The sequence below is a fragment of the Paraburkholderia sp. J67 genome (genome assembly GCF_905220265.1).
Classification (GTDB): domain Bacteria; phylum Pseudomonadota; class Gammaproteobacteria; order Burkholderiales; family Burkholderiaceae; genus Paraburkholderia.
Genome location: NZ_CAJMZK010000015.1, coordinates 1 through 24037 on the forward strand (window position 1 = coordinate 1; position 24037 = coordinate 24037).

21 protein-coding genes and 1 pseudogene are annotated in these 24037 nt (G+C 63.4%); 11 read left to right on the plus strand and 11 right to left on the minus strand.

The features are described 5' to 3' along the window. Positions 1–390, minus strand: a pseudogene (locus U5782_RS24275) (muconate cycloisomerase); the annotation flags it as partial. Between the two features lie 243 nt (positions 391–633). On the opposite strand from U5782_RS24275, the gene U5782_RS24280 reads away from it, so the two are divergent. Next, a complete protein-coding gene (locus U5782_RS24280) occupies positions 634–1887 on the plus strand; it encodes a serine hydrolase domain-containing protein (protein ID WP_322046433.1) in 1254 nt (417 codons plus the stop codon). Between the two features lie 94 nt (positions 1888–1981). On the opposite strand, the gene U5782_RS24285 is transcribed toward U5782_RS24280, so the two are convergent. The 4 genes from U5782_RS24285 to U5782_RS24300 form a co-directional block, all read right to left on the minus strand. Beyond that, complete coding sequence (locus U5782_RS24285) at positions 1982–2773, minus strand: SDR family oxidoreductase (RefSeq protein ID WP_322046434.1); 792 nt, start codon at positions 2771–2773, stop codon at positions 1982–1984. A 55-nt stretch (positions 2774–2828) separates the two neighbouring features. After that, positions 2829–3569, minus strand: coding sequence for a 3-oxoacyl-[acyl-carrier-protein] reductase (gene fabG, locus U5782_RS24290; protein WP_322046435.1), 741 nt, complete (start codon positions 3567–3569; stop codon positions 2829–2831). 42 nt (positions 3570–3611) lie between these two features. Next, positions 3612–4958 carry an MFS transporter gene (locus U5782_RS24295; protein ID WP_322046436.1) on the minus strand — a complete coding sequence of 449 codons (1347 nt, stop codon included), beginning with the start codon at positions 4956–4958 and terminating at the stop codon, positions 3612–3614. A 77-nt stretch (positions 4959–5035) separates the two neighbouring features. Further along, positions 5036–5989, minus strand: coding sequence for a 3-keto-5-aminohexanoate cleavage protein (locus U5782_RS24300; RefSeq protein WP_322046437.1), 954 nt, complete (start codon positions 5987–5989; stop codon positions 5036–5038). A gap of 149 nt (positions 5990–6138) precedes the next feature. Here U5782_RS24300 and U5782_RS24305 point away from each other — a divergent pair, with 149 nt between their 5' ends. Further along, positions 6139–7176, plus strand: a complete 1038-nt coding sequence (locus U5782_RS24305) for an AraC family transcriptional regulator (protein ID WP_322046438.1) — start codon at positions 6139–6141, stop codon at positions 7174–7176. A 46-nt stretch (positions 7177–7222) separates the two neighbouring features. On the opposite strand, the gene U5782_RS24310 is transcribed toward U5782_RS24305, so the two are convergent. The 3 genes from U5782_RS24310 to U5782_RS24320 form a co-directional block, all read right to left on the minus strand. Further along, positions 7223–7591, minus strand: coding sequence for a hypothetical protein (locus U5782_RS24310; protein ID WP_322046439.1), 369 nt, complete (start codon positions 7589–7591; stop codon positions 7223–7225). 79 nt (positions 7592–7670) lie between these two features. Then, positions 7671–8756 (minus strand): helix-turn-helix transcriptional regulator, encoded by a 1086-nt coding sequence (locus U5782_RS24315; RefSeq protein ID WP_322046440.1) that lies wholly within the window; start codon positions 8754–8756, stop codon positions 7671–7673. Between the two features lie 306 nt (positions 8757–9062). Further along, on the minus strand, positions 9063–11048 hold the full coding sequence (locus tag U5782_RS24320) for a carboxypeptidase-like regulatory domain-containing protein (RefSeq protein ID WP_322046441.1): 1986 nt from the start codon (positions 11046–11048) through the stop codon (positions 9063–9065). 166 nt (positions 11049–11214) lie between these two features. Here U5782_RS24320 and U5782_RS24325 point away from each other — a divergent pair, with 166 nt between their 5' ends. The 9 genes from U5782_RS24325 to U5782_RS24365 all read left to right on the plus strand — a co-directional run bounded on the left by U5782_RS24325 (position 11215) and on the right by U5782_RS24365 (position 22182). Then, complete coding sequence (locus U5782_RS24325; RefSeq protein WP_322046442.1) at positions 11215–11985, plus strand: alpha/beta hydrolase; 771 nt, start codon at positions 11215–11217, stop codon at positions 11983–11985. Positions 11986–12300: 315 nt separating this feature from the next. Next, the gene (locus tag U5782_RS24330; protein WP_322046443.1) at positions 12301–13710 is read left to right on the plus strand and encodes an APC family permease; all 1410 of its coding nucleotides are present in this window, start codon (positions 12301–12303) and stop codon (positions 13708–13710) included. A 33-nt stretch (positions 13711–13743) separates the two neighbouring features. Then, the gene (locus tag U5782_RS24335) at positions 13744–15150 is read left to right on the plus strand and encodes an aspartate aminotransferase family protein (RefSeq protein WP_322046444.1); all 1407 of its coding nucleotides are present in this window, start codon (positions 13744–13746) and stop codon (positions 15148–15150) included. Between the two features lie 59 nt (positions 15151–15209). After that, complete coding sequence (locus tag U5782_RS24340; protein WP_322046445.1) at positions 15210–16700, plus strand: aldehyde dehydrogenase; 1491 nt, start codon at positions 15210–15212, stop codon at positions 16698–16700. A gap of 33 nt (positions 16701–16733) precedes the next feature. Beyond that, complete coding sequence (locus U5782_RS24345) at positions 16734–17729, plus strand: MDR family oxidoreductase (RefSeq protein WP_322046446.1); 996 nt, start codon at positions 16734–16736, stop codon at positions 17727–17729. A gap of 65 nt (positions 17730–17794) precedes the next feature. Then, positions 17795–18616 (plus strand): enoyl-CoA hydratase/isomerase family protein, encoded by an 822-nt coding sequence (locus U5782_RS24350; protein WP_322046447.1) that lies wholly within the window; start codon positions 17795–17797, stop codon positions 18614–18616. A 54-nt stretch (positions 18617–18670) separates the two neighbouring features. After that, positions 18671–20320, plus strand: coding sequence for a long-chain-fatty-acid--CoA ligase (locus tag U5782_RS24355; RefSeq protein ID WP_322046448.1), 1650 nt, complete (start codon positions 18671–18673; stop codon positions 20318–20320). A 44-nt stretch (positions 20321–20364) separates the two neighbouring features. Then, complete coding sequence (locus U5782_RS24360; RefSeq protein ID WP_322046449.1) at positions 20365–20919, plus strand: OsmC family protein; 555 nt, start codon at positions 20365–20367, stop codon at positions 20917–20919. A 150-nt stretch (positions 20920–21069) separates the two neighbouring features. Next, positions 21070–22182, plus strand: coding sequence for an AraC family transcriptional regulator (locus U5782_RS24365; protein ID WP_322046450.1), 1113 nt, complete (start codon positions 21070–21072; stop codon positions 22180–22182). Between the two features lie 53 nt (positions 22183–22235). Here U5782_RS24365 and U5782_RS24370 read toward each other — a convergent pair whose 3' ends face one another. From U5782_RS24370 to U5782_RS24380, 3 genes are all read right to left on the minus strand, one after another. Beyond that, on the minus strand, positions 22236–22622 hold the full coding sequence (locus tag U5782_RS24370; protein WP_322046451.1) for a DUF3564 family protein: 387 nt from the start codon (positions 22620–22622) through the stop codon (positions 22236–22238). A 105-nt stretch (positions 22623–22727) separates the two neighbouring features. Continuing rightward, a complete protein-coding gene (locus U5782_RS24375; protein WP_322046452.1) occupies positions 22728–22979 on the minus strand; it encodes a hypothetical protein in 252 nt (83 codons plus the stop codon). Positions 22980–23152: 173 nt separating this feature from the next. Next, a complete protein-coding gene (locus tag U5782_RS24380; RefSeq protein WP_322046453.1) occupies positions 23153–23860 on the minus strand; it encodes a response regulator in 708 nt (235 codons plus the stop codon). Positions 23861–24037: the final 177 nt, after the last annotated feature.

Here is a 24037-nt window from a genome sequence, read left to right on the forward strand (position 1 = left end):
GCGACGGCCACCCAGCAACTCGCTCACCGGCACGCCCAGGCGCTTGCCCTGGGCGTCGAGCAGCGCGGTTTCAAGCGCACTCTTCGAGAAGTGATTGACCTTCACGAGCTTGCCCAAATGCGCCATCAGCGCCTGGATGCGCGTAGCGTCCTGCCCGATCATGGCCGGCGCGAAGTACGTGTCGATCGCCACCTTCATCGCTTCCGGGCTTTCCGGGCCGTAAGCCATACCCGCAATCGTGGTGCCTTCACCGATGCCGACCACGCCATCGCTGCAAAACACCTTCACGAGCATCAGGGTCTGGCCGTACATCGTCGCCACAGAAAGCTTGTGGGGGCGAATTGTCGGCAGATCGACAAGACGGGTTTCGATGCGTTCGATGATCGCCATATTGTTTGAATTGCGGAGTGAAGTATTCAGGCGGCAAACCCGGGGCAGAAAAGCGAATTTGCCGATGCAAAGCGATGGTTCGTTCTTTGCCCTGGTAAGTTATCGATCGCCTCTTTATCTGTCAAATCAATCATATATGCGAACAATCATCCATTATGTGGATATCATAGGGATTGCCGTTGGCAGTCGCAGCGTTGGCGATCGAACCGGACCCACCCACCAAGAGGACGCAAAGAGGACGATATGCGGAACGAGGACAACAGCACACACGGAATGTCGCGCGAGCGGCTTTCCCGCATCGAGCATTTTTTCGACGAGACCTATGTGACGCCGGGGAAATTGCCGGGCGCCGTGATCCAGGTATGGCGGCGAGGCGAACTAGCGCTCAACGCCACGCTCGGCCAGCGCGATCGCGAGCGTCAGTTGCCCATGACCGACGACGCGATCTTCCGCATCTATTCGATGACCAAGCCCGTCACCTCGGTGGCCATCATGATGCTTGTCGAGGCGTGCAAGATCGCGCTCGATGATCCGGTCAGCAAATACATTCCGGAGTGGCAGGATATCGGCGTCTTTGCGGGCGGTTATCTGGATTCGTTTCAGGTCCGCCAGCCCGCGCGCCCCATGCAGATCGTCGACCTGATGCGCCATACCGCGGGACTCACGTATGGCTTTCAGCAGAACAGCAATGTCGATGCCGCCTATCGCAAGTTCGGGATCGGCGACCTGGTCGTCGAGCACACGCTGGAGGAAATGGTGGCGAAGCTCGGCAAGCTTCCGCTGGAATTTTCGCCTGGCGACGCCTGGAATTACTCGGTCGCCACGGACGTGCTGGGCTATCTGGTCGCGAAGATCAGCGGTAAACCGCTCGACGTCTTCCTGAAAGAGTGCATCTTCGAGCCGCTGGGCATGGTCGATACCGACTTCCACGTACCCCGGCACAAAGCGGGCCGATTCTGCGCCTGCTATGCGATTGGCGCGCTGGGTTCGAAGTCCATCGCGGACAGCAGCCCGATATTGCAGGACGATCCGCAGACGAGCGCCTTCCTGGAGCCGCCGGTGTTCCTGTCTGGCGGCGGCGGTCTGGTGTCCACGGCGGCGGACTACATGCGCTTCGCGCGGATGCTGCTCGATGGCGGCGAGCTGGATGGCGTGCGCCTCTTGTCGCCCAAGACGATTGCGCTGATGGTGGCCAACCATTTGCCGGGCGGCGTGGACTTGCCGCGTCTGTCACGCTCGATGTTCAGCGAAGCGAACTACGCCGGTGTGGGCTTCGGGCTTGGCTTTGCGACCACGCTGCGCGTGGCCGATACGCTGATCCCTGGCAGCGCGGGCGACTTCTTTTGGGGCGGCGCGGCGAGCACCTTCTTCTGGGTCGATCCGCAAGAGGAGTTGATCGGGCTGTTCCTGACTCAACTGCTGCCTTCATCGGCTCATCCCATACGGCGCCAGTTGCGCACGCTGGTCTATAGCGCGATCACCGATACGGCACGCTAGCGCCCTGGCGGCGCGCGGCGGGAACGAACTTGTCCGGGATTGGCGACGCTTCGCTCCCGCGCTTTGTTCGTCCTTCGCCGCGCCGCCAGCAACCTCACAGATACTCTACGTTGCCGTCCACGCTGATCGCCTGCCCGGTAATGTTGCGGCCTGCGGGTGAAGCCAGAAACAGGGCCATCGCGCTGATGTCTTCAACCGTGACCATGCGTCGTAGCGAGATCTTCTTCAGGTATTCCTCGCGCATCGACTCGAAGGGGATACCGAGTGCATCGGCACGCGCGGCAATCACGCGATCCATCCGCTCGCCCTCCACTACGCCGGGCAAAATCGCATTGACGCGAATATCGCTCGGGCCGAGTTCGACCGCCAGCGATTTGACGAGCCCAACGATCGCCCATTTGGTCGAGGCATAGGGCGTTCTGAACGCGTAGCCCAGCCGTCCCGCCACCGAAGACAGCGCGATGATGCTCGCACAGTCCGACGTTTGCTTGAGCACCGGCACAGCGCGATGGAGGAAATAGAACTGACTGTCCAGATTGGTGGAAACCGTGCGTTCCCACTGCTCGGGATCGAGGTCCTCGACATTGCCCGTCGGCCCCGCGATGCCCGCGTTGTTGACGAGCACGTCCAGGCCGCCGAGAAATTTAGCCGCCTCGTCGACAACACGGTCCACCTGCTCGCGCTTCGACACGTCCGCCACGCTCCCGTGCAGCGCGGGACGCCGCAACTTCGCCTGCTCGACGGCGGCGGGGTCTACGTCGCAGATATAGACCTGCGCCCCGGCTTCGAGAAACGCGTCCGCCATCGCCGCGCCAATGCCGGCCGCCGCGCCGGAGATGAGCACCCGCAAACCGGGTCTCGGCTTCAAAAGATCCACTACGCTCATCGATTACCTCACTTGTTCTGGTCACTCATTTCATGCAACAGCAGGCCCACCCCGCTCACAGCGTCAAGCCGCCCGTCACCTCCAGCACCGCGCCGTTGATGTAGCTTGCCTCGTCGCTCGCGAGGAATGCGTACACGTTCGCCACTTCCTCGGCATGGCCGAGCCGCCCGAGCGGCACCTGTTCGCGCATCTTCTGCAGCACCTCGTCGGGCATGGTCGACAGGATCGGTGTATCGATGAAACCCGGCGCGACCGCATTCACACGCACGCCCTTCGGCCCCAGCTCGCGACTCCATGTTTTGGTGAAACCAATCACGCCGAACTTCGAGGCAGCATAGTTCGTCTGCCCATAGTTGCCATAGAGGCCCACCACCGAACTCGCGTTCAGCACCACGCCCGCACGCTGTTCGACCATGATGTCGGCCACGGCCTGCGTCACCGTGAATACGGCGCGCAAATTCACATCGATCACATCGTCGAACTGCTTGAGCGTCATCTTCTGAAGGCGCGCATCGCGGGTGATACCGGCATTGTTCACCAGCACATCGATACGTCCATGCCGCGCGATCACATCCCCGATCATCGCGACAACCGCATCGCGATTCGCGATGTCGAGCACATAGCCATGGGCCTGCACGCCCACCTCGCGGCAGGCGCTTTCCACGACTCCCACCGCCTCTGCATTCAGATCGCAAACCGCGATGCTCGCGCCTTCGCGCGCGAACTTGAGCGCGGTTGCCGCGCCGATCCCCTGTCCTGCTCCCGTGACGATCGCCACCTTGCCCTTCAATCTCATTGCCTGATTCCTTGTTTCCATCTCAGTCGCGTCGATTCAATTTCAACGATTCATTTCTGCGGTCTGCACCGGGATCGACGGCATACGGTTGTCGCTGCGAATCGCTTTCGCGAGCAGCGGCACGAGCAGGAGACCCGCGACCGATGCCACGATAATCACGGTAAAGCCGGCGTCGCTACGGCCCGATGCCGTCTCCGCCAGCCCGAACAGATACGGTCCCGCGAACCCGCCCAGCAGACCCAGCGTGTTGATGAAGGCGAGGCCCGCCGCGGCCTGAATGCCTTGCAGGCGCTTCATCGCGATCGACCAGTACGAAGGCAGCACGCCTCCGCCGAAGAACGACGTGATCGCGAGGCAAGCGATGCGCGCCGCCGGGCTATCCGCGTGCAGGTAAGCGCAGGCGCCTACGATCGTGCCAGCCGTCAGCCAGCCCAGATAAGCGCAATCCTTCGACAACCGACGGTGGATGCGTGGCAGCACGAGCACGCCAAGCAGAAAGCCCAGCCCCACGCTCCCGGAAAGCACGCCCACGATAAACGGCGAATTCACGTTCATTTGGTGAATGATGGCGGGCGCGAAGAAGTACAGACCCACGAATGCCACCTGGTTCAGGAAGTAGATGAGGCCGATCATCACCGTGCTGGGCCGCTTGATCGCGGCGATCCAGTCCGTCGAGCTCAGCACGGCGTGGTCATGCGCATCGGCAATCGCGCGAGACTGTAGCGCGGCGGCCTGCTGCGCCGAGAGCCAACGCGCATCGGCGGGCCGGTCGGGCAGCTTGAAGTAGAGCAGCACGCCGACGAGGATGCTGGGCACCCCCTCGATCATGAACATCCATTGCCAGCCGTGCAGCCCGGCGAGACCGCCAAGCTGCATCAGCGCGCCGCCCACCGGACTCCCGATCACCAGCGCAAGCGAAGGCGCCGTATAAATCCAGCCGACCACGACCGGACGATCCTCGGGCGCGAACCACAAGGTCACCATGTACATCAGCGCCGGAAAAAGACCGGCCTCGGCGATGCCAAGCAGCACACGCAGCACGTAGAACGACCACGGACCCTGCACGAACATCATGAGCGTCGACAGCACGCCCCACGTCACGGCAATGCGGGCGATCCAGCGGCGCGGCCCGAAGCGGTGCGCGGCGAGATTGCTCGGCACTTCGAGCAGCGCATAGCCGATAAAGAAAATGCCCGCGCCAAGCCCATAAGCGGCGGCATTGACGCCCACATCGATCGCGAGTTGCGCCTTCGCAAGCGCAACGTTGGTGCGGTCGAGAAAGGACATGAAGTAGATGGCGCACATCAACGGTATGAGTCGCGCCATCGCCCTGCGTGTCGCCAGCCGATGCAATGCATCAGCGCTTTCGATGCCTGAAGCGCCTGTCATGGTCGTGTCTCCTGATGAAGCGGTTTTCTTGTCGTTGTGGGGATGGACGCAACAAGCGCCCGTTTTACTGCTCTTGCTTACGCCAGCGCGGCGTCGAAGGATACCGTTTCCGTTCCCTTCAGACCCAGCATCGCGCGCGCTTCGGCCGGAGTCGCAATCTCAAACGAAAGCTCCTCCAGAATTCTGCGGATCTTCGCGACTTGCTGCGCATTCGATTCGGCTTTGACGCCCTTCGCGAGATACACACTGTCCTCGAGCCCCACGCGCACGTTGCCGCCCATGATGGCCGCCATCGTCACGAGGGAAAGCTGGTGGCGTCCCGCGCCCAGCACCGAGAACTGATAGTTCGCGCGACCGAACAGCCGATCCGCGGTCGAGCGCATGACGGCCATGTTCTCCGGGTCCGGGCCCATACCGCCCAGAATGCCGAACACCGACTGGATAAAGAATGGCGGCTTCACCAGGCCTTCATCCACGAAGTGCGCGAGGTTATACAGATGGCCCAGGTCGTAGCACTCGAACTCGAAGCGCGTGCCGTGCTCACCCAGTTCGAGCATGATCGACTTGATGTCGCGGAACGTGTTCCGGAAGATCATGTCCTCCATGCCTTCCACGTAGTCCTTTTCCCAGCCGTAGCGCCACGACGCAATCTTTTGCGCGAGCGGATGGATCGAGAAGTTCATCGACCCCATGTTCAGCGAGCACATTTCGGGCTTGAGCAAACGCGGGTAAGCCAGGCGCTCTTCCAGCGTCATGCGCGTGCTGCCGCCCGTCGTGATGTTGATGACGGCATCGGTCGCCCGGGAGATTTCCGGGACGAATTCGGCGAATACCCTGGGGTCCGGTGTCGGTCGGCCATCTTCGGGATGGCGCGCGTGCAGGTGGATGATCGCCGCGCCGGCACGCGCCGCTTCGATCGCCTGGTCGCGAATCTGCGCGGGCGTAATCGGCAGATGCTCGGACATGGACGGAACATGCGTGGCGCCGGTGACGGCGCACGAAATGATGACCTTGCGGCCCAACTCGCTCATCTTGTCTCCTGATTGAAAAGCCGCCGGGCGCCCTCGTGAGGCGCGACCCGGATGCGTCTTGTGAGCATCATGGTATTCCGGTAGCATCGCGCCAATAAGGTCATTTTCGGACAACCAGCGATCCCTCGGGGACAATTTCAGGCTTTGACATGACATCGACCCGTCCACCGCTGAATGAACGCCTGTATGCGCCGTACAAGATCGCTGCGCTCGTCGAGGTGTTGTCGGAACAGGGCATCTCGCCGCAGGAGAGCCTCAAGGGCTCGGGCGTTGGCGTCGACGAGATCTACGACGCGTCGGTCATGACGTCGATCGGTCAGTACGCCACGGTTTGCAGGAACGCCATCACGTTGTCGAGCGACTCGGCCACGCCCTTCAAGGTGGGCAGCCGCCTGCATCTGTCCGCCTATGGCATGTACGGCTACGCGCTGATGTCCTGCCTGTCACTGCGCGAATACTTCAAACTGGGCGCGAAATACCACCGGCTCGCCACCCCCACGGTCACGATCGAATGGACCGAGTACCCAGGCAAAATGGTCTGGACGTTCCCGGATGCCTTTATTTCAAGCCCTTCGCGCGAACTCGGCCCGTTCATCCTCGAGCAGCAGTACATGCAGCACGTCACCCATTTGCAGGACGTGGCCGGTCGGGGCTGCCCGCCCATCAAGGCCAGCTTTTCCTACCCGGCTCCGCCGCACGCCGATCTTTATCGGCAGTATCTGGGCTGCGAATGTTTCTTCGACGAGGCGCAATGCGAACTGGTCTATGACGGTGCGATTCTCGACCAGAAGCCGCAACTGGCGCACAAACTGACTGCCGCGCTGCTTCAGGACACTTGCGAGCGCCTGATCGGACAGGCGAAAACCTCCACCGGCGTATCCGGCGAGGTGTACCAGATCCTGATGGGCAAGCCCGGCGTCTTCCCGGGCATGGACGAAGTTGCGCACGCCATGCACATGACCACACGCACGCTGCGTCGGCGCCTGCTGGCGGAGGAAACCTCATTTCTGGCCATCCTGGATGACGTGCGCCGCTCCCTCGCGCTCGAATATCTCAAGACCACGCCGATGAGCACCGACGATATTGCGATGTTGCTGGACTTCAGCGACACGGCCAACTTTCGGCGTGCGCTCAAACGATGGACAGGGAAAGGGCCGCGCGAATTGCGCGAACAAGGCGGGGGGTGAGGTTTTTTGCTAATTGCGACGTCGGCGTATCGCCGAAGCATGAGGTTCAAAAGTCGAAATACGGATAGCCGTGTCCAGCCAATGCGGTCATCACGTTCATGGCGGCACCCCACAGGCCAATCGTTGCGGAAACAAGCAATAGAAGAACCCCCGCCAGCCGGCGTCGCAAGTTGATGGCGGCGATGGCAAGGCCGACGGACGCAACCAGCATCAAGGCGAACACATTGCGCGTTTCATGGGCGAGATCTCCATAGCTCGCCCAAGGCGAGTCGATCCATGCCTGTGAGCAGGCAAGAAACGAGTAGCCTGCGAACATACCGCACAGGCAAAGCCAGCCAAGCGCCACACAGCCCAGTCCGTATCGGCGAATGGGTGTTTCTTGCAGTGCTACCGGGTTGTTGTTCGAGTCTTTCATTGCTTTGCGGAGTTGCCCAGTAAATGGCAACTGAAATCGGATTGAGAGCCAGTGAGTCGTCGCAAATGGAATATTAATCTCAGAACAGCAGCGTGCCGAGCCGCACGAGTTCGGACTGCCGGCTGCACGACATCTTTCTCATCAGCGAACTGATCTGGTTGCGTACCGTTGCGATCGCAACCCCCGTCGCGTCCGCATATTCGCCCGGCGAATGGCCGCTGACTAGCGCGGCCAGCACGCGCGCTTCGGCCGGCGTCAGCGAAAAGAACGAGGCCAGTTCGTCGAGCCCTGGCATGGTGAATGCGCTGTTCTTGCGGATTCTCACGATCAGTGTCGACTCGCTCGCGAACGTGAACGCGACCGGAGCCGGCGCGATGTCGAGCCTCAGTCCTTCGCCCCACGAGGTGGGCACGGAAAACGTCACAGCCCGTTGTTCAGCATGCGTGCGGGCAATCGCTCGCCGCAGACCCGCGGCGAGCGCCGGATGCGGGTGCGTAAGCGTGCGATCAGTCGGACTCAGCAGGTGGCCTTCGACGAGCAGCTCGGTAGCGTTGGCGGTCCGCATCAGGATGGTCGCCGACGGTGCAATCAGTAGCATCGCGTCGCCAAAAGGGGCGAGGCCCGTGTCGAGCGAATCCATGCGCGCCTGCAATGCGCGTGAACGATCGCGGATAGCCTGCGACAACGCACGCACGAAGCGATCGACCTGCACTTCACGATCGCCGCTGCGCGGCGTCGCAGGCGACGTTGTGCGCAGGAAGCTGATGCCGGCCCGTATTTCGTTGTTGACGACCAGCTCGCACGCGAGCACCTGACCGATACGATGATTCGACAGATATTCGTTGTAGAACGGGTGCCGATTTGCGTCCGGCCTGGTGCGCAAGCGGTTGCTGTCCAGCCAGGCGCACGTCGACGAATCCCGAGCCGCCCGCACAATCGGGTCGTCCTGTGCGTAGTGATCGCGGTAATCCTGCTCCGTTGCAGCGTCGAGCCCCTGCTGGCGCAGCACCGTGAGCTCGTATTCGGCGCTGAAGATCATCAGGCTGGCTGCGTCGGCGCCAAGCAGCCCGCGGGCAGCGTCGAGCAACGCCGCCCACGGCGGATCGGGGTCCGACAGGGTACGGACTGCGTCCATCGCTGTCCGGAAGATGGCGGTGGCGGACATCGGCTCTCAGGTTCGGGGCTCGACAGACGGCGTGTACCGTCGACGGGCTCGATATAGGTAAGCCGAAAGTCCTGCAAGTTGCGTGCGAACCCTTATCGCAGCGGCATGGCTCGCATGTTGGAGAGCGATACACAGCAAAAACGTTTCAGGATTGAAACATGCGGAAGCGACGTTGGTGCCCTATCCGCCATCTTTTACGCCGTTGCGCAGCGCATCGAGCGCGCGGCGCCGGCGGGGCGGAACGACGGCCCCGCCCCCTCGCCTGCGCAAGAGCGGCCCCTGCCCGCCGCCCGGCGATGAAGGCCTTCAGGACGCATTAGGCGCCGATGCACCGTTGCGATAGGTCACGTTCTGGAAGAACCGGATGCCGTTCGCGCTCTTTGCGCGCAACTGCACGATCCGGTAGTTGCCGTCCACAAGTGGCAGGAACTGCGAGCCTGCGCAGGTTTGCGCGCCCGTCGTGTCGACGCCAGCAGTCACCGTGGCCGAGGTGGCGTTGCCCTGGACCGACGTGAAGCCGTCGATACCTGACGCCGAATTGCCGAGTGTGAGCACGGCTACGCCGATCATCGGCGGCGCATCGGCGTTCGGTGTCCAGTCGACGCTCGCGCTTGCTGCGGCGTTGGCCGCCGAGCCGCCGGGCGTCAGAAAGTTCGCAACGACGTCCTGACCGATCGTCGCCCACGGCGTCGTCGCGCCGAGGTTTGCGCTTACGACCGGGGTTGCGCTCGTGACCGTAAAGGAATCAAGCGAATTGCCGCTCGCGTCAAACAAGGCAAACGTGTACTGCGGATAGAACGGTACGCTCGACGGATCGAGTTGCGACGTGTCCCAGAAATACTTCGACGGCGGACTGAAATTCGGCGAAGTGCCGGCCACGTTCTGCCATGACCACCGATATTCGTTCGTATCGCTCGACACGGTGAAGCTGCTGGTCGGCGGTAAGGTCGCGGGTTTCGTGCCAGGAATCGCGAGATAGTTAGCAGTGCCACAGGCAGACGAGCGGAACAGGAACAATCCGCCGCTCGGCAAGCCCGGCCCGGTGACCTGGACGGCGTTGACGGTCGACGCGTTCGGCCCAGCGGGATTGAAGACGAAGGACATGCCGGCATCGTAATGGCTCACGTCCGCACTGCCGGTGCTATCCGCGAACGAATCGAGGAACGTGCGCAACGTGATACGCGATTCGGTTCGCGCATCGTACTTGAGCTGGTTGCCAACAATGCTCCAGGACGCGGTGCTGCCGTCCGGCAGCGTGACGGGCGCGGCAAGCGCGTGAACGGTCGTGACGAACGTGCCCTGCGTGCCGTCGGTGAGCGTGTACGGAATCCGCACGAGCGCCGACTGCACGTTGCTGGCGTCTTTGAAGAACTGCAACGTCACGGGCTGACCGACGCTTGCGCCAACCGATGTCGCGAGCTGAAACGCGCCGACGTAGTCGTCGATGCTCGTATAGCCGTTGTCGGTGTAGTGTGCGTCGAAAGCGGCTGCGCACGATGCGTTCGTGCTGCGTTGCGAGACCTGCGCCGAGAGGCATGATTGAAGCAGGCCCGACATAAAGCCGAGATAGTTCGCGGCGACGGGCGCAGAGGCGAGTGGCGTGGACGGCGCTGCGGTCTGGGCGTTGAGCAGCACGCCCTGCGCGGGCGAGCCATTCGACACGAGCGTCGTGCCGCTGCCGTTGCTCAGCAGTTGCACCGAATCGATCACCGCATCCGCTCCGGTCTGGTTCGCCGTGAATGGTGTGGAGATCGCGTCGAAGCTCGCCGTCGACAGCCCGTTCTGCTGCAGGATGTCGGCCAGCGCGCTGTTGAGCGTGCCCGATGCCTTCTGCACCGCAGCCACCTGGACGTTCGCGCCGAGCGTGGCTGGCGTGGTCAGATCGAGCGCGTTGCCGCTCGCGGTCAGCAGGTCGCCGATCGCGGTCGTCAGCGTGGTGACGTTGACCGTCGACGACGTCCCAGCGGCCGGCAGCGCCGCGATGACCGACACGAGCGGATCGCTGCGCCCCTGCGGATCGGTGGCGACCACCACGACCGGCGCGTTCAACTGCCCGACTTTCAGCGTATAGGTGCCATCCGCGCCGGCAGTCGTGCTGGCGGTCTTGCCATTGACGTCGGTGGCCGTAACGTTTGCATTGGCGATCGCAGCGCCACTGGCGACTGTGCCCTGAACGGATGCAGCCGGCGTAGCGGACGGTGAACTGTCGCTGCCACCGCCACACGCGCAAACGGCAACCGCGCCCGCGATGGCCGTCAACACCATGCGAAATTGTGTGGAAGAGCGCTTCATGATGGATTCCCCCTGGACGATTGATTCGGGCGATGCACACGACGCGGTCGTGTATGTACTAGGCTAGGTTTCCCGCCCGCGCGCTTCCATGATTCAAATTGACTATGGGCGCGCGGGTGGCGCGTGCGCCAGGCTTTGCCTATCGCAGCAGCGAACGGAGAAAGCCATGTACGGCGACGCGCCTACGCTTTTTCTGCACGGCGGCCCCGGCGGTTCGGCCGCATTCGAACGCGCGCACTATGGCCGATCACTGCCGATCCACTGGTGGGATCAGCCACGATCGGTCGTCCTGTACCCGAGCCCGTTCAGCGCGCTCGTCGGCGCAGCCCAGGCAGAAGTGCGACTGCTTGCGCAGCGCGGGAGCGGTCCGGTCGATGTGGTGGCGCACGCGTTTGGAGCGACGCTTGCGCTCGCACTGGCCGAAAGAATGCCGGACGTGCTCGGCACAATCGTGCTGCTTGCGCCGATTCATGATGTCGGCGCGGCATGCGTACGGTTCGCTATGTCGCTCAACATGAGCGCGGACGATGCGATGCACTTGACGACAGCATTAGCGGCATTTCAGGAGCGCCCGGAACTCGCACGGCTTAGGGTGCTGGTCGACGAAATCGAACGCGTGCTGGCGCTGCCGTTCATGGCGCCGGTGCAATGGTGTCACGACCCACGGATGTCGCGCCGTAGTGCATTCGATCGCGATGTATTCGATGCGGTTATCGGCGACGCGTGGTCACGTGCGCTGCCAGCAACTGTCCCACACGTTGCGCAGCGCGTGCGCGTAGTGGTCGGTGCCGCCGATCCGATGCTCGACATCGACGCCGAGCGCCGTCGACGGGCGACGCTGTGCCCGGCAGCGCGTTTTAGAGTCGTGCCGTGCGGTCACTTCATTCATCTCACCGCACCGCCGTCGGTGTGGTGGCCGCCGTTTCTCCGCGCGTAACGGGCGATCGCGGCGCAATCGGCTTTCGCCATTCAGCAAACGCACGGGGGACACACTGGAGTACGCTGCGTTTGCGCTCGGCTAGCCTTTCAGGCTACCGAAGCGTGCCCGCTTTCCCCCTCCCGCCAACCCAGCCTCCTCCACCAGCCCCGCACCAGGTCATTCCCGGGGCGGTGCGCACTATCCCCTCTTTTGTCGTCTTTCCGCCTCCTCGAAGCATTTTTGGGCGCCAACAATGTGTCCCAGATCGAGTCGATTGCAAGCAGGTGCCGTTCTCTTCCCGACACAGCCGCCTATCAAACCGAGGTGCACATCATGAATGACGTCGCAGTGAAAAGCCCGCCGCTCGATGAGTTCGGTTCCAGCCAGCAAGCAACCCAGAACCCCACGGATACGCGGATGGCCCGGGTTCTGGGCCTGCCCTCGCTATTGTTCTTCGGCCTCGCCTACATGGTTCCACTGACCGTGTTCACGACGTACGGCATCGTGACCCAGACCACCGGCGGCCATCTTCCCGCCGCCTACGTCGTCACGCTCATCACCATGCTCTTCACCGCATACAGCTATGGCCGCATGGGCGCCGCCCTGCCCGTCGCCGGTTCGGCCTATGCCTATGCGCGCAAGGCATTCGGCGGCAATGTCGGGTTCATGGTGGGCTGGGCCCTGCTGCTCGACTACCTCTTCATGCCGATGATCTGCTATCTCGTCATCGGCATCTACATGTCCCAGTACTTTCCGGGGGTGCCGTCGCCCGTCTGGATCGTCGGCTGCATCGGAGCGGTGCTCGCGCTCAACGTGCTCGGCATCAAGCTCGTGACGAAGGCCAACTTCGCGCTGATCGGCGTCCAAGTCGTGTTCATCGCCGTGTTCGTGGTCGCGTCGGTCAAGTCGATATCCGCCAGTGCTTCGGTATCCTATGTGAGCCCGTTCTTTGAGCACGGCATGAACGCCAACGGTCTCTTCATGGGCGCCGCTACGCTGTGTCTTTCGTTCCTCGGCTTCGACGCGGTCTCCACGCTGTCCGAAGAAACCCGTGATCCGCAGCGTCTGCTTCCCAAAGCGATCATCCTCTGCACGCTCATCAGCGGCCTCCTGTTCATCTTCCTCGCGTATTTGAGCCAGCTTGCGCTGCCGGACTGGAAGTCGTTCAAGGACGCCGATTCGGCCAGCCTCGAACTCATGGAGCACGTCGGCGGTCATCTGCTCAGCGCGTTCTTCACCGCCGTGTACGTGGCAGGCTGCTTTGCGTGCGCGATGGCGTCCCAGGCCAGCGTGACGCGCATCCTCTTCGCAATGGGCCGCGACGGCGTGCTGCCGCGCAGCATCTTCGGCCGCCGGAGCGTGCGCTTTGGCACGCCGGTTTCGGCCACCGTCGCGGTGAGCGTGCTCTCGCTTTCGGCGCTCGCGATCAGCCTCGATCTCGCCTCCACGATGATCAGCTTCGGTGCGCTCGTCGCCTTCTCGTTCGTGAACCTCTCGATGACCCGGCATCACCTTGGCACCTTGCGCCTGCGCGGCGCGGCCAATCTGCTGCGCTACGGCGTCGTGCCCGTCGTCGGTTTCCTGTTGACCGTGTGGCTCTGGACAAGTCTTTCCGCCACGACATTTCGCGTCGGTCTGATCTGGCTCGCCGTCGGCCTTTGCCAGCTCTTGTGGCTCACACGCGGCTTTCGCCGCCCCGCACCGCGCATCGAAGAATACGAAGAAGCCAACGCCTGCTTCTGAGCACTCATCGCCCTTCCCAATCGAGGTGATTCCATGAACGCAAACGAAAAAATCCTGTCGCGCTCGTCCGAAACCGCTGAACTCGAAGCGCTCGCGAAGAAGCATCTGCTCATGCATTTCACGCATAACCAGTACTACCGCGACGCCAACGTGCCGATCATGGCCCGTGGCGAAGGCTGCTGGGTCTACGACAGCGCGGGCAATCGCTATCTCGACGGGCTCGCCGGACTGTTCTGCGTGCAGATCGGCTATAGCCACGGCAATGAAATTGGCGCCGCGGTCCAGCGGCAGATGAGCCAGTTGCCCTACTTCAGCAACTGGAGCTATGCGCACGAACCGGCGATCCGACTCGCCGCCAAGGTCGCGTCGCTGGCACCCGCTGGCCTGAACCGCGTGTTTTTCACGTCGAGCGGCTCGGAATCGAATGAATCGGCCATCAAGCTCGCACGCCAGTATCACATCGCGCGCGGCGACCACGCGAAGACGAAGTTCATCGCGCGGCGCGTTTCGTATCACGGCACGAGCTACGGCGCGCTCTCGCTGAACGGCATGACGAACTTCCGCAAGACCTTCGAGCCCCTGATGCCGGGTGTGCGCCATGTATCGAACACAAAGCGCTACCGCCGCCCGATCGAGGAGACCGAGGCGCAGTTCACCGCATTCCTGCTGGAGGAAATCGAATCGCTGATCGTCCAGGAAGGCCCCGATACGGTGGCCGGCATCTTCGTGGAGCCGCTGCAAAACGCGGGCGGCAGCCTGACGCCGCCGGCCGGTTACGCCGAGGGCTTGCGGCGCATCTGCGACCGCCACGGCGTTCTGCTCGTGGCCGACGAAGTGATCTGCGGCTTCGGCCGTCTCGGTGAATGGTTCGGCTCGACGCGCTATGGTTTCGAGCCCGACATCATCACGTTCGCGAAGGGGATTGGCTCGGGCCACGTGCCGCTCGGCGGGCTGATCGCCACCGATGCCATCGTCAACACCGTGCTCGAAGGCCCGCAGCAGATGTTCCTGCACGGTCTCACGTATGGCGGCCATCCGGCTGCATGCGCGGCTGCGCTCGCGAATCTCCAGATCATGGAACGCGAGGGCGTGCTGGAGAACGTGCGAAATAATCAGGATTACTTTCGATCACGTCTTGCGACCTTGCTCGATCATCCGCTCGTCGGCGATCTGCGCGGCGACGGCTATCACTATTCGCTCGAACTCGTCACCGACAAGACAAAGCGCACGTGGTCCGCGAGCATCGCGTCGAGCGAGTTCGTCTCGCGCGTGCTCTCGCCCGCGCTGTTCCGCGCTGGCCTGCTCTGCCGCGCAGCCGTCGATCACGAAGGAACGCCGCTGATCCAGATGTCGCCGCCGCTCATTCTCTCGCGCGACGAGATCGACTGGATGGTCGAGACACTGAAAAGCGTGCTCGAAGCGCACGGCGACGTCAACTGATCGCGGCCTGGACGACGCGACGTGCACGCACGTCGCCCTTGCCCATACGGAGAAATGGAATGGTTCAGAAAGCGTTTTCGGACTGGATCGCGCTCGCGGCGGGTCTCGCGTACGAGGGGCGTGCCTTGATCGACGGCGAGCTGCAGTGGGCGCAAAGCGGCCGGACATTCGACTGCATCAGCCCCATCGACGGCAAAGTCTTGACGCAGGTTGCCGACTGCGACGGCGCCGACGTCGATCGCGCCGTGTCGGCGGCGCGCCGGACCTTCAAGAACCGGTGCTGGTCGGGCCTCGCACCACGCGAGCGCAAGTCGGTGCTGATGCGGTGGGCTAGTCTGATCCGCGCCCATGCCGACGAAATCGCGCTCCTCGAAACGGTGGACTCCGGCAAGCCGATTCGCGACACGACCGCCTTCGACATTCCCGAATCGGCCTACTGCATCGAATGGTTCGCGGAAACGATCGACAAGATCGGCGGCGCAGTCGCACCGGCGCCCGAAACGTTCGTCGGGCTCGTGACGCACGAGCCGGTTGGCGTCGTGGCGGCCATCGTGCCCTGGAACTTCCCGCTGCTCATGGCGGCGTGGAAGTTCGCCCCGGCGCTGGCCGCGGGCAACAGCGTCGTGTTGAAGCCTTCGGAGAAGTCGCCGCTCACCGCCATTCGCGTCGCGCAACTGGCGATCGAAGCGGGCGTGCCGCGCGGCGTCTTCAACGTCGTTACGGGCGGCGGTCTGCCGGGCAAACAGCTGGCGCTGCACGACGACGTCGATTGCGTCGCGTTTACAGGGTCGACCGCGGTCGGCAAGCAGATCATGCAGTGCGCCGCGCAATCGAATCTCAAGCGCGTGTGGCTCGAACTCGGCGGCAAGTCGCCGAACATCGTGCTGCCCGACTGTGCCGATCTCGATCGAGCCGCACAAGCCGCCGCCAATGCGATCTTCTACAACATGGGCGAGGTCTGCACGGCGGGTTCGCGCCTGCTGGTTCATCGCAAGATCAAGGACGCGCTGCTCGACCGGCTGCTGAGCGTCGCGCGTCTATACGAGCCCGGCAATCCGCTCGATCCTTCGGTCGCGATGGGCGCGATCGTCGACCAGGCCCAGCTTGCGCGCGTGCTCGGGTACATCGAGGCCGGGCGCAGTGAAGGCAGGCTCGTCGCGGGTGGCGCTCGTGTGAAGCAGCAGTCGGGCGGCTTTTATGTCGAACCCACCGTGTTCGAAGTCGCGCCGCACGCGAAGGTGGCTCGCGAAGAGATCTTCGGTCCGGTGTTATCGGTGATCGCGTTCGATTCGGTGGAAGAAGCCGTCGAGATCGCCAACGACACGCACTACGGTCTCGCCGCGGCCGTCTGGTCCGCGAACGTCAACACCGTTCACGAGGTGTCGAGGCAACTGCGTGCGGGCACGGTCTGGGTCAACTGCTACAACGAAGGTGGAGAGATGTGCTTCCCGTTCGGCGGCTACAAACAGTCGGGCAATGGCCGCGACAAGTCATTGTACGCACTTGAAAAGTACACCGAACTAAAGTCGACCATTATCCGCTTGCGCTGAATCCCCCTCATCAAAAAACTCAAGAGAGACGCAATGATCGACAAGCCATTCAAGGCGATGGTGCTGCGAGAAGAAGACAGGCAGACGCTGGCCACCATCGAAACGCTTTCGCTAGACGCACTTCCCCAGCAAGACACGCTCGTCAAGATCGACTTCTCGACCCTCAATTTCAAGGATGCGCTCGCTGTGACCGGCAGCGGCAAGATCGTCAAGAGCTGGCCGCTCGTGCCCGGCATCGACTTCGCGGGCACCGTTGTCGAAACCTCGAATCCCGCTCTTCGCGTGGGCCAGCAGGTCGTGCTGACCGGCTGGAGCGTGGGCGAGAAATACTGGGGCGGCTATAGCCAGTATCAACGCGTGCGCGGCGAATGGCTCGTGCCGCTGCCCGATGGGCTCAGCACCCGGCAGGCCATGATGATTGGCACGGCGGGCTTCACCGGCATGCTCTGCGTGAACGCGCTCGAAGAAGCGGGCATCACGCCCGCCAGCGGTCCCGTGCTTGTCACAGGCGCAGCAGGCGGCGTGGGCAGCGTGGCCGTCGCGATTCTCGCGCGTCTCGGCTACACGGTCGGCGCCCTCACCGGCAATCCCGACAAGCACGACTACGTCAAGCGCCTCGGCGCCAGCGACGTGATCGACAGCCCGCAATGGAGCGAAGCGCCGCGCGCGCTCGAGGCGCAGCGCTGGGCCGCGGCCATCGACACCGTCGGCTCCAAAGTGCTCGCTCGCGTGCTCGCCGAGATGAACTACGGCGGCGTAGTCGCCGCGTGCGGCCTCGCAGGCGGCGCGGACCTGCCGACCACCGTCATGCCGTTCATCCTGCGCGGCGTGAAGCTGATCGGCGTGGACTCCGTGATGCTGCCCGCGAAGGATCGCGTGAAGGCGTGGAAGCGCATCGTCGCCGACCTGCCGATGTCGATGCTCGAAGGCATCACGACCCGCACCGTTGCGCTCGACGACGTTTGCGGCGCGGCGCAGGACATGCTCGAAGGCAGGTTGCGCGGCCGCGTGCTCGTGGACGTGAACTAACCAACAACTGAGCCAACAACGCATCCAGTATCAGTCAACGCAAGACACTCAACCCGGAGTCACTCATGAAGCGTGAAGACGTGAAGGAAGTTGCAAGCGAAGTCATCGACGGTACGGCGTGGATCACGATTAACCGGCCCGCCAAGCTCAACGCGCTGTCGTCGACGGTCGTGATCGAGATGCGGCGGCTCGTCCAGCAGTTCAACGACGATGCCGACGTGCGCGTGATCGTGATTCAAGGTGCGGGTAAGGCGTTCTCGGTAGGCTACGACATCGCCGAGGAAGTGGCGGCCGGCATCGAGCGCGCCGAGGACTGGCACGCGGCGCTCACGCGCAACGTCGATCTGTCGATGTCGGTCTGGGCTTCGCACAAGCCCACCATCGCGGCGGTGGACGGCTGGTGCCTCGCGGGTGCGTGCGAACTCGCGATGGCGTGCGACCTGGTGATCGCGACGGACCGCTCGCAGTTCGGCGAGCCGGAGATCCGCTTCGGCTCCGGGCCCGTGACGCTCCTCATGCCGTTCCTGATCGGCCAGAAGAAGACCAACGAACTGCTGCTCACGGGCGACGTGATCGACGCGCACGAAGCCGAGCGCATCGGCATGATCAATCGCGTGGTCGCCCCCGAGGAACTGCACGCGAGCGTCGACAAGCTCGCGAAAAAGCTGGCCATCACGCCGCCCGTCACACTCAAGCTCACGAAGATCGCGCTCACACGCGCTTACGAGGCGATGGGTCTGCGTCAGGCCGTCAACGTGAATCTCGATGTCGCCGCCACGCTCAATTCGGCGTATTCGCCCGAGAAAGCCGAATTCACGCAGCGCGTGAAGCAGGACGGCCTGCGCAGCGCGCTCGACTGGCGCGACACGCGTTACGGCAAGCTCTAACGAACCCTCACCGCGTTCATGTACTTCGTAGCCCAGAATAATACGGAGACCTTCATGAAAAGTACGATGCAAGACGGTCCGCTCGGCCTGCCTTTGCTGATGCGGCATGTCGCAAGCGTCAACGGCCGCTCGCGCGTGGCGTCGTTCGACACGCAACGACGGCACAACACGCGCAGCTTCGCGGAACTGGCGGCGCGCGCCGGGCGCCTCGGCAGCGCGCTGGAGCAGCGCGGTTTCGGCATCGGCGCCGTGATCGGCACGCTGGCAGGCGCTTCGCCAGAACACCTCGAGGCCTATCTCGGCGTGCCTGCGAGTGGACGCGTGCTGCACACCATCAATCCGCGCCTGCACGCGGATCAGATCGTTCACATCGCTTCGCTCGCCGACGACGAAGCGCTGATCGTCGACGCCAGCCATCTCGGCAAATTCCGCGAGTTTGCTGCGCGTTTGCCGCGCCTGCGTCTGCTGGTGACGGTGGGCGGCCCGCTTCCCGGCGATCTCGCTGCCTGGTTGCCGTGCGAAACGATCGACTATGAAGCGCTGCTCGTGGAGGGCGAGCCGCGCCTCGACTGGCCGATCATCGACGAGCACGAGACCGCGATTCTCTGCTTCACCGGCGGCACCACGGGTCTGCCGAAAGGCGTTGGCTACAGCCATCGGTCGGTCTGGTTGCAGGCGATGAGCCTGTGCACGGCGAACTCGCTCGCGCTCGGCAGCGCAAGCCGCTTGCTGCCCGCCGTGCCGCTTTATCACGTCAACGGTTGGGGTCTACCGTTCGCCGCGCTGATGGCGGGCGCGGATCTCGCACTGCCAGGCGCGTCGCTGCAACCGCCCGACCTGCTCGCGCTCATCGACGCTGAAGGGCCTACGCTCGCCGCGGGCGTGCCGACGATCTGGTCGGATCTGCTCGCGCATTTACGCGCGACGCAGCGCTCGCATCTCGGCCCGCTCACCACGATCGCCTGCGGCGGCGCGCAGGTGCCGCCATCGCTGGTGGACGCGTACGCGGCACTCGGCGTGCGCATGCTCCAGGCCTGGGGCATGACCGAGACATCGTCGATGTCCGCGATTTCGCAATCGCCGCGCTGGATGGCGGGTGCCGATCGGGCGACGCAGGCGCGCTGTGCGGCGGCGCAAGGCCGCGTTGTGTGCGGGCTCGAAGTACGCGTCGCCAGGCTCGACGGCACGCTGCTGCCGAGCGACGGCGCGAGTGTCGGCGAGATCCAGATACGCGGTCCATGGGTCACGCACGACTATCTCGGCCAGGCCGATCACGCGCATCTGCACGACGACTGGCTGCGTACGGGCGACCTCGGCACGATCGACGCCGATGGCTTCATCTCGCTCACCGACCGCGTGAAGGACGCGATCAAATCGGGGGGCGAATGGATTCCGTCACTTGCGCTCGAAGAGGCGATCCGCAGTCATCCCGCGGTGCTCGACGTCGCCGTGGTCGCCCTGCCCGACGCGCGCTGGCAGGAGCGGCCGGGCGCCGCCGTGGTGCTGGCGCCTGGCCACAGCGCCGCGCCCGACGAACTCGCGCACTGGCTCGTGGCGCGCGTGGCGAAGTGGTGGCTTCCCGAGCGCTGGGAATTCGTCGACGCCCTGCCGCGCACCGGCGTCGGGAAGATGGACAAGAAGCGCGTTCGTCAACTGATGCTCGAACGCATCGACGCCGCGGCAAGCGCAACCGAACAATCTTGATTCACGCCTGATTCATGCAGTTTCCCTTTTCAATGGAGAACAACATGTCGAATGCAACGCCCTATCTCGATCCGCAAGCCCTGGCCGATACCGTCGATGCCGTGCGCCGCGAACCCGCGCTTGGCCACGTCACGTTCTCGCTCGAAGGGCAATCCGATGGCGGTTTGCGCCTGAATTCGCAGACCGGCGCGCTCTCCCAGGCCGGCAATGTCGATGCATCGCGGCGCGGCAAGTTCAAGCTGCAAAGCGACGAGCCGGTTTCACTGCTCGGCAGCGATCACGCGGTGAGTCCCGCCGAATACGTGATGAAGGGCCTCGCCGGCTGCTACGCCGTGACGCTCGCGGCGCTGGCCGCCCAGGACGGCATCGCGCTCAAGCGCGTGGACGTGAACCTGGCGTTCGACGTCAATCTGAGCGGCTTTCTCGGCATCGACAAGCACGTGCGGCCAGGCGCGCAGCAGATTCGCGTGGACGTGGCCGTCGAAAGCCCCGGTACGTCGCGCGCGCAAATCGAGCAGCTCGTGCGCAAGCTTCAGGAGCGCTCACCGATTCGCGATACGCTTGCCAACCCGGTCGATGTCGTGACGACCCTGAAGTAGCGCGTGCGATGGTTCCGCGGACGAGGCAATGCCAGCTCGCCTCGTCCGGCGGAACCCGCATCCGCACAGATCCCGGATTTTCAAGTCGGCTGCAATCGCGTACGCTCGTGGTTATCCTTCCATCGTCGAGCAATCCCCACGGGACGTACTATGGCGCGCACCTCCGACTCCGCCGCTCTCACGGCTCCCGCTACCTCGTCCGTCGTGCTGCGCGTGCCGCCCGTCAACGTTCCGGCGACCACGCATGTGATCGTCGTGGCTGTCGATATCGCACGGCGGCGGCACATCGACATTGCGCAACTGCTCGCCAGCACCGAACTCGCCGAAGACCAGTTGCGCTCGCCAACGCTCAACGTCAATCGCGCGCAGGAGTTGCAGGTGTTCACCAACCTGCTGCGACTCACCAACGATGCATCGATCGGCCTCGCTATCGGGCGCCAGATGCATGTGTCCTGCTTCGGCTTGCCCGGCTACACGATGCTCGTGAGCGGCACGGTGCGCGACGCGTTCGCGTGCCTCAGCGCGTTCCCGTTGCTCATGGGCCTGTACTTCGACGTGAGCGTGAGCGAAACGGACGAGCGCGTGAGGATCGTGGCGAGCGGCTACGGATACGATCGCGAGCTCGAACTGTTGTTTACCGACATGCTTCTCGCCGCGATGATCGCGATCGTGGAAGATCTCAGTGCTAGTGCGGTCGCACCACTCGAAGTCTCGCTGCGCCACGCCGCGCCCGGCCATTCGGCGGCGCAGCAGCAAGTCTACGGATGCAGGATCGACTACGCCGCCGAGCGAAACAGCATCGCTTTTCCTGCCGCGCTATTCGACCGCCCCTGCCCGTTGGCGAACGGCGTGAGCTTCGACGCCATGCACCGCCAATGCGCGCAACTGGAGCGCGAATGGATGATCGCCGCCACGTCGGATTTCGCCACGCGTCTGCGCCAGGTGCTTGCGCAGGACCTGCCGACGTTCAGCTCGATAGGCCGCCTCGCGGCGCATCTCTGCACGACCGAAAGAACCTTGAGCCGGCGCCTCAAATGCGAAGGGCTGACGTTCCAGCAATTGATCGATGAAACCCGTCAGCAACGCGCAAGCGAAATGCTCTCGCGCGGCGCGAAAGTCGCCGACGTTGCGGAGGCGCTTGGGTATAGCGATTCCGCGAGCTTCCGCCATGCCTTCAGGCGCTGGTCCGGCGTGCCCCCGAGCATCTTCCGCGAACGCTGCGGCACTGAAGACGCCGATAGCGAACGCGCGTTGCTGCGATAACCATAGGCGACTCACGACAAGAAGCCAGGGCACGGAAGGTTTGCGCCCTGCATTCAACGCCTGCGTGTGCGCAATTCGTGGTGACCGGCGAACAACGAGTCAGCGGCGCATATCGTTTCCCGATCCACCGCCTGCAGGCGCCAGTAATTCGGTCTGCGCGCCTGCGCGCCATTGGACGGCCAGATGACCTCGCCACGCGTTGGGCCAATCTCCTGCGATCGCGTCACGCTAAGCCCGCCAATCGTGCAAAGCGGCCGGTCGCTCGCGGGCGCGCAGAGCACGATCTGGCCATCGGACTCGTGAATCTCGCCCCAACTCGGCAAATCGACGCCTTGATGCGATTCACGCGACCAGCGCTTTTGCCGGGTATCGACCCATACGAGGGCAAAGTCTGAATTCGTGGTCCGCTCAGGATGATTGATAAGGATGGTCAGTCGCATGCAAAACTCCGACAAAGTAAAGCGGGAGCGAGTCGCGGCGAGACGAATTCGCCCTCAGCACGGTATGTATAGTGAAAGACTTCTGAGAAATCCGGGGCAAGAACCTCAGACGCGGTTCTTGTCGTTTGAAAATGCGATGTCGGGCGGCGCATAAAGCGGGAATGACCACCGAACCGATGGCGGGGCGTAATAGATGGGCGGCAAAACAGGCGGGGGCACATACACGGCCACGGGCGTCCAGGTGAGGCCTGGCGATGCCACGCTGACACCCAGACTCGCTCGAACCCGATGATTAGCTGCACCGGCTACATCGGCAACCAGTGACGTCCACACGACGACGCAACGCATCCACTTCATGGCAATTCTCCGGTGACGAACGCCGTGTCAAAGGTACGGCGTGTTCACAGCCATGTTCGGATGCGGGAATTAGCAGAGAATTAGCAGGCAGTCGGCGAGGGTTACACATCTACGAACGAAAACAAACATTCGCATGCCGAAACATCCGGCAAACCGATTACACGCTGCGCAGTTCAGCTCACGTTGCCATCGGCGGGCGGCAGGTCCGTTGGCTCGTCGCGCGCGGCCAGGTCGATGGTCCAGCCAAAGCCCCGAATATTCCGTATCACGTCGTGCCCGAATTTCTTGCGCACGCCGTGAATCAGTACGGCCACCGCATTGCTCTCGACTTCCTCGCCCCACCCATATAGCCGGCTTTCCAGCTGGGCCCGAGAGAGAATCATGCCGGGACGCTCGAGCAGGGCCGCCATGAGCGAAAACTCCCGCACCGACAGCCCTTCGCGATGCCCCTTGAAACACAGCTCGTGCGTGTCGAGATTGAGGCTCAACGCTTCGTCGCCGAGCACCGAGACGGCCGCGCCCGCGTGGCGGCGCATCACCGCACGAATGCGCGCCAGCAGTTCGGCGGTGTTGAACGGCTTGAGCAGATAGTCGTCAGCGCCGATGTCGAGACCGCGAATACGGGTCTCGATGTCGTCGCGCGCCGTCACAATGAGCACCGGCGTTGTGCAGGCGCGCCCACGCGCGGTGGCTAGAACGTCGATGCCGTCGGAGCCTGGCAGGCCGAGGTCCAGCAGTACGATCGAATAGGCATTGCCCACCATCGCCTCCTTGGCCTGCGCGCCGTCGCGGATCCAGTCCACGCTGTAGTCCGCGTCCTTCAATGCACGCATCAAGCTTTGGCCGATATCGATGTCGTCTTCAACGATGAGGATTCGCATGGTCAGTCATCCGCATGAATGGGCCGCTTGGACACAAGCGTCGGACGCCTGCGCACGCGCGATTGTGATCCAACGACGTGGGCGAAAGCAAGCACGGGATCGCAAGGGGCGGCGACGAATCGTCCGCGTAATCTGATATCGTTGGCACACAAGCCGACGATGGCGGCACGACGGCGG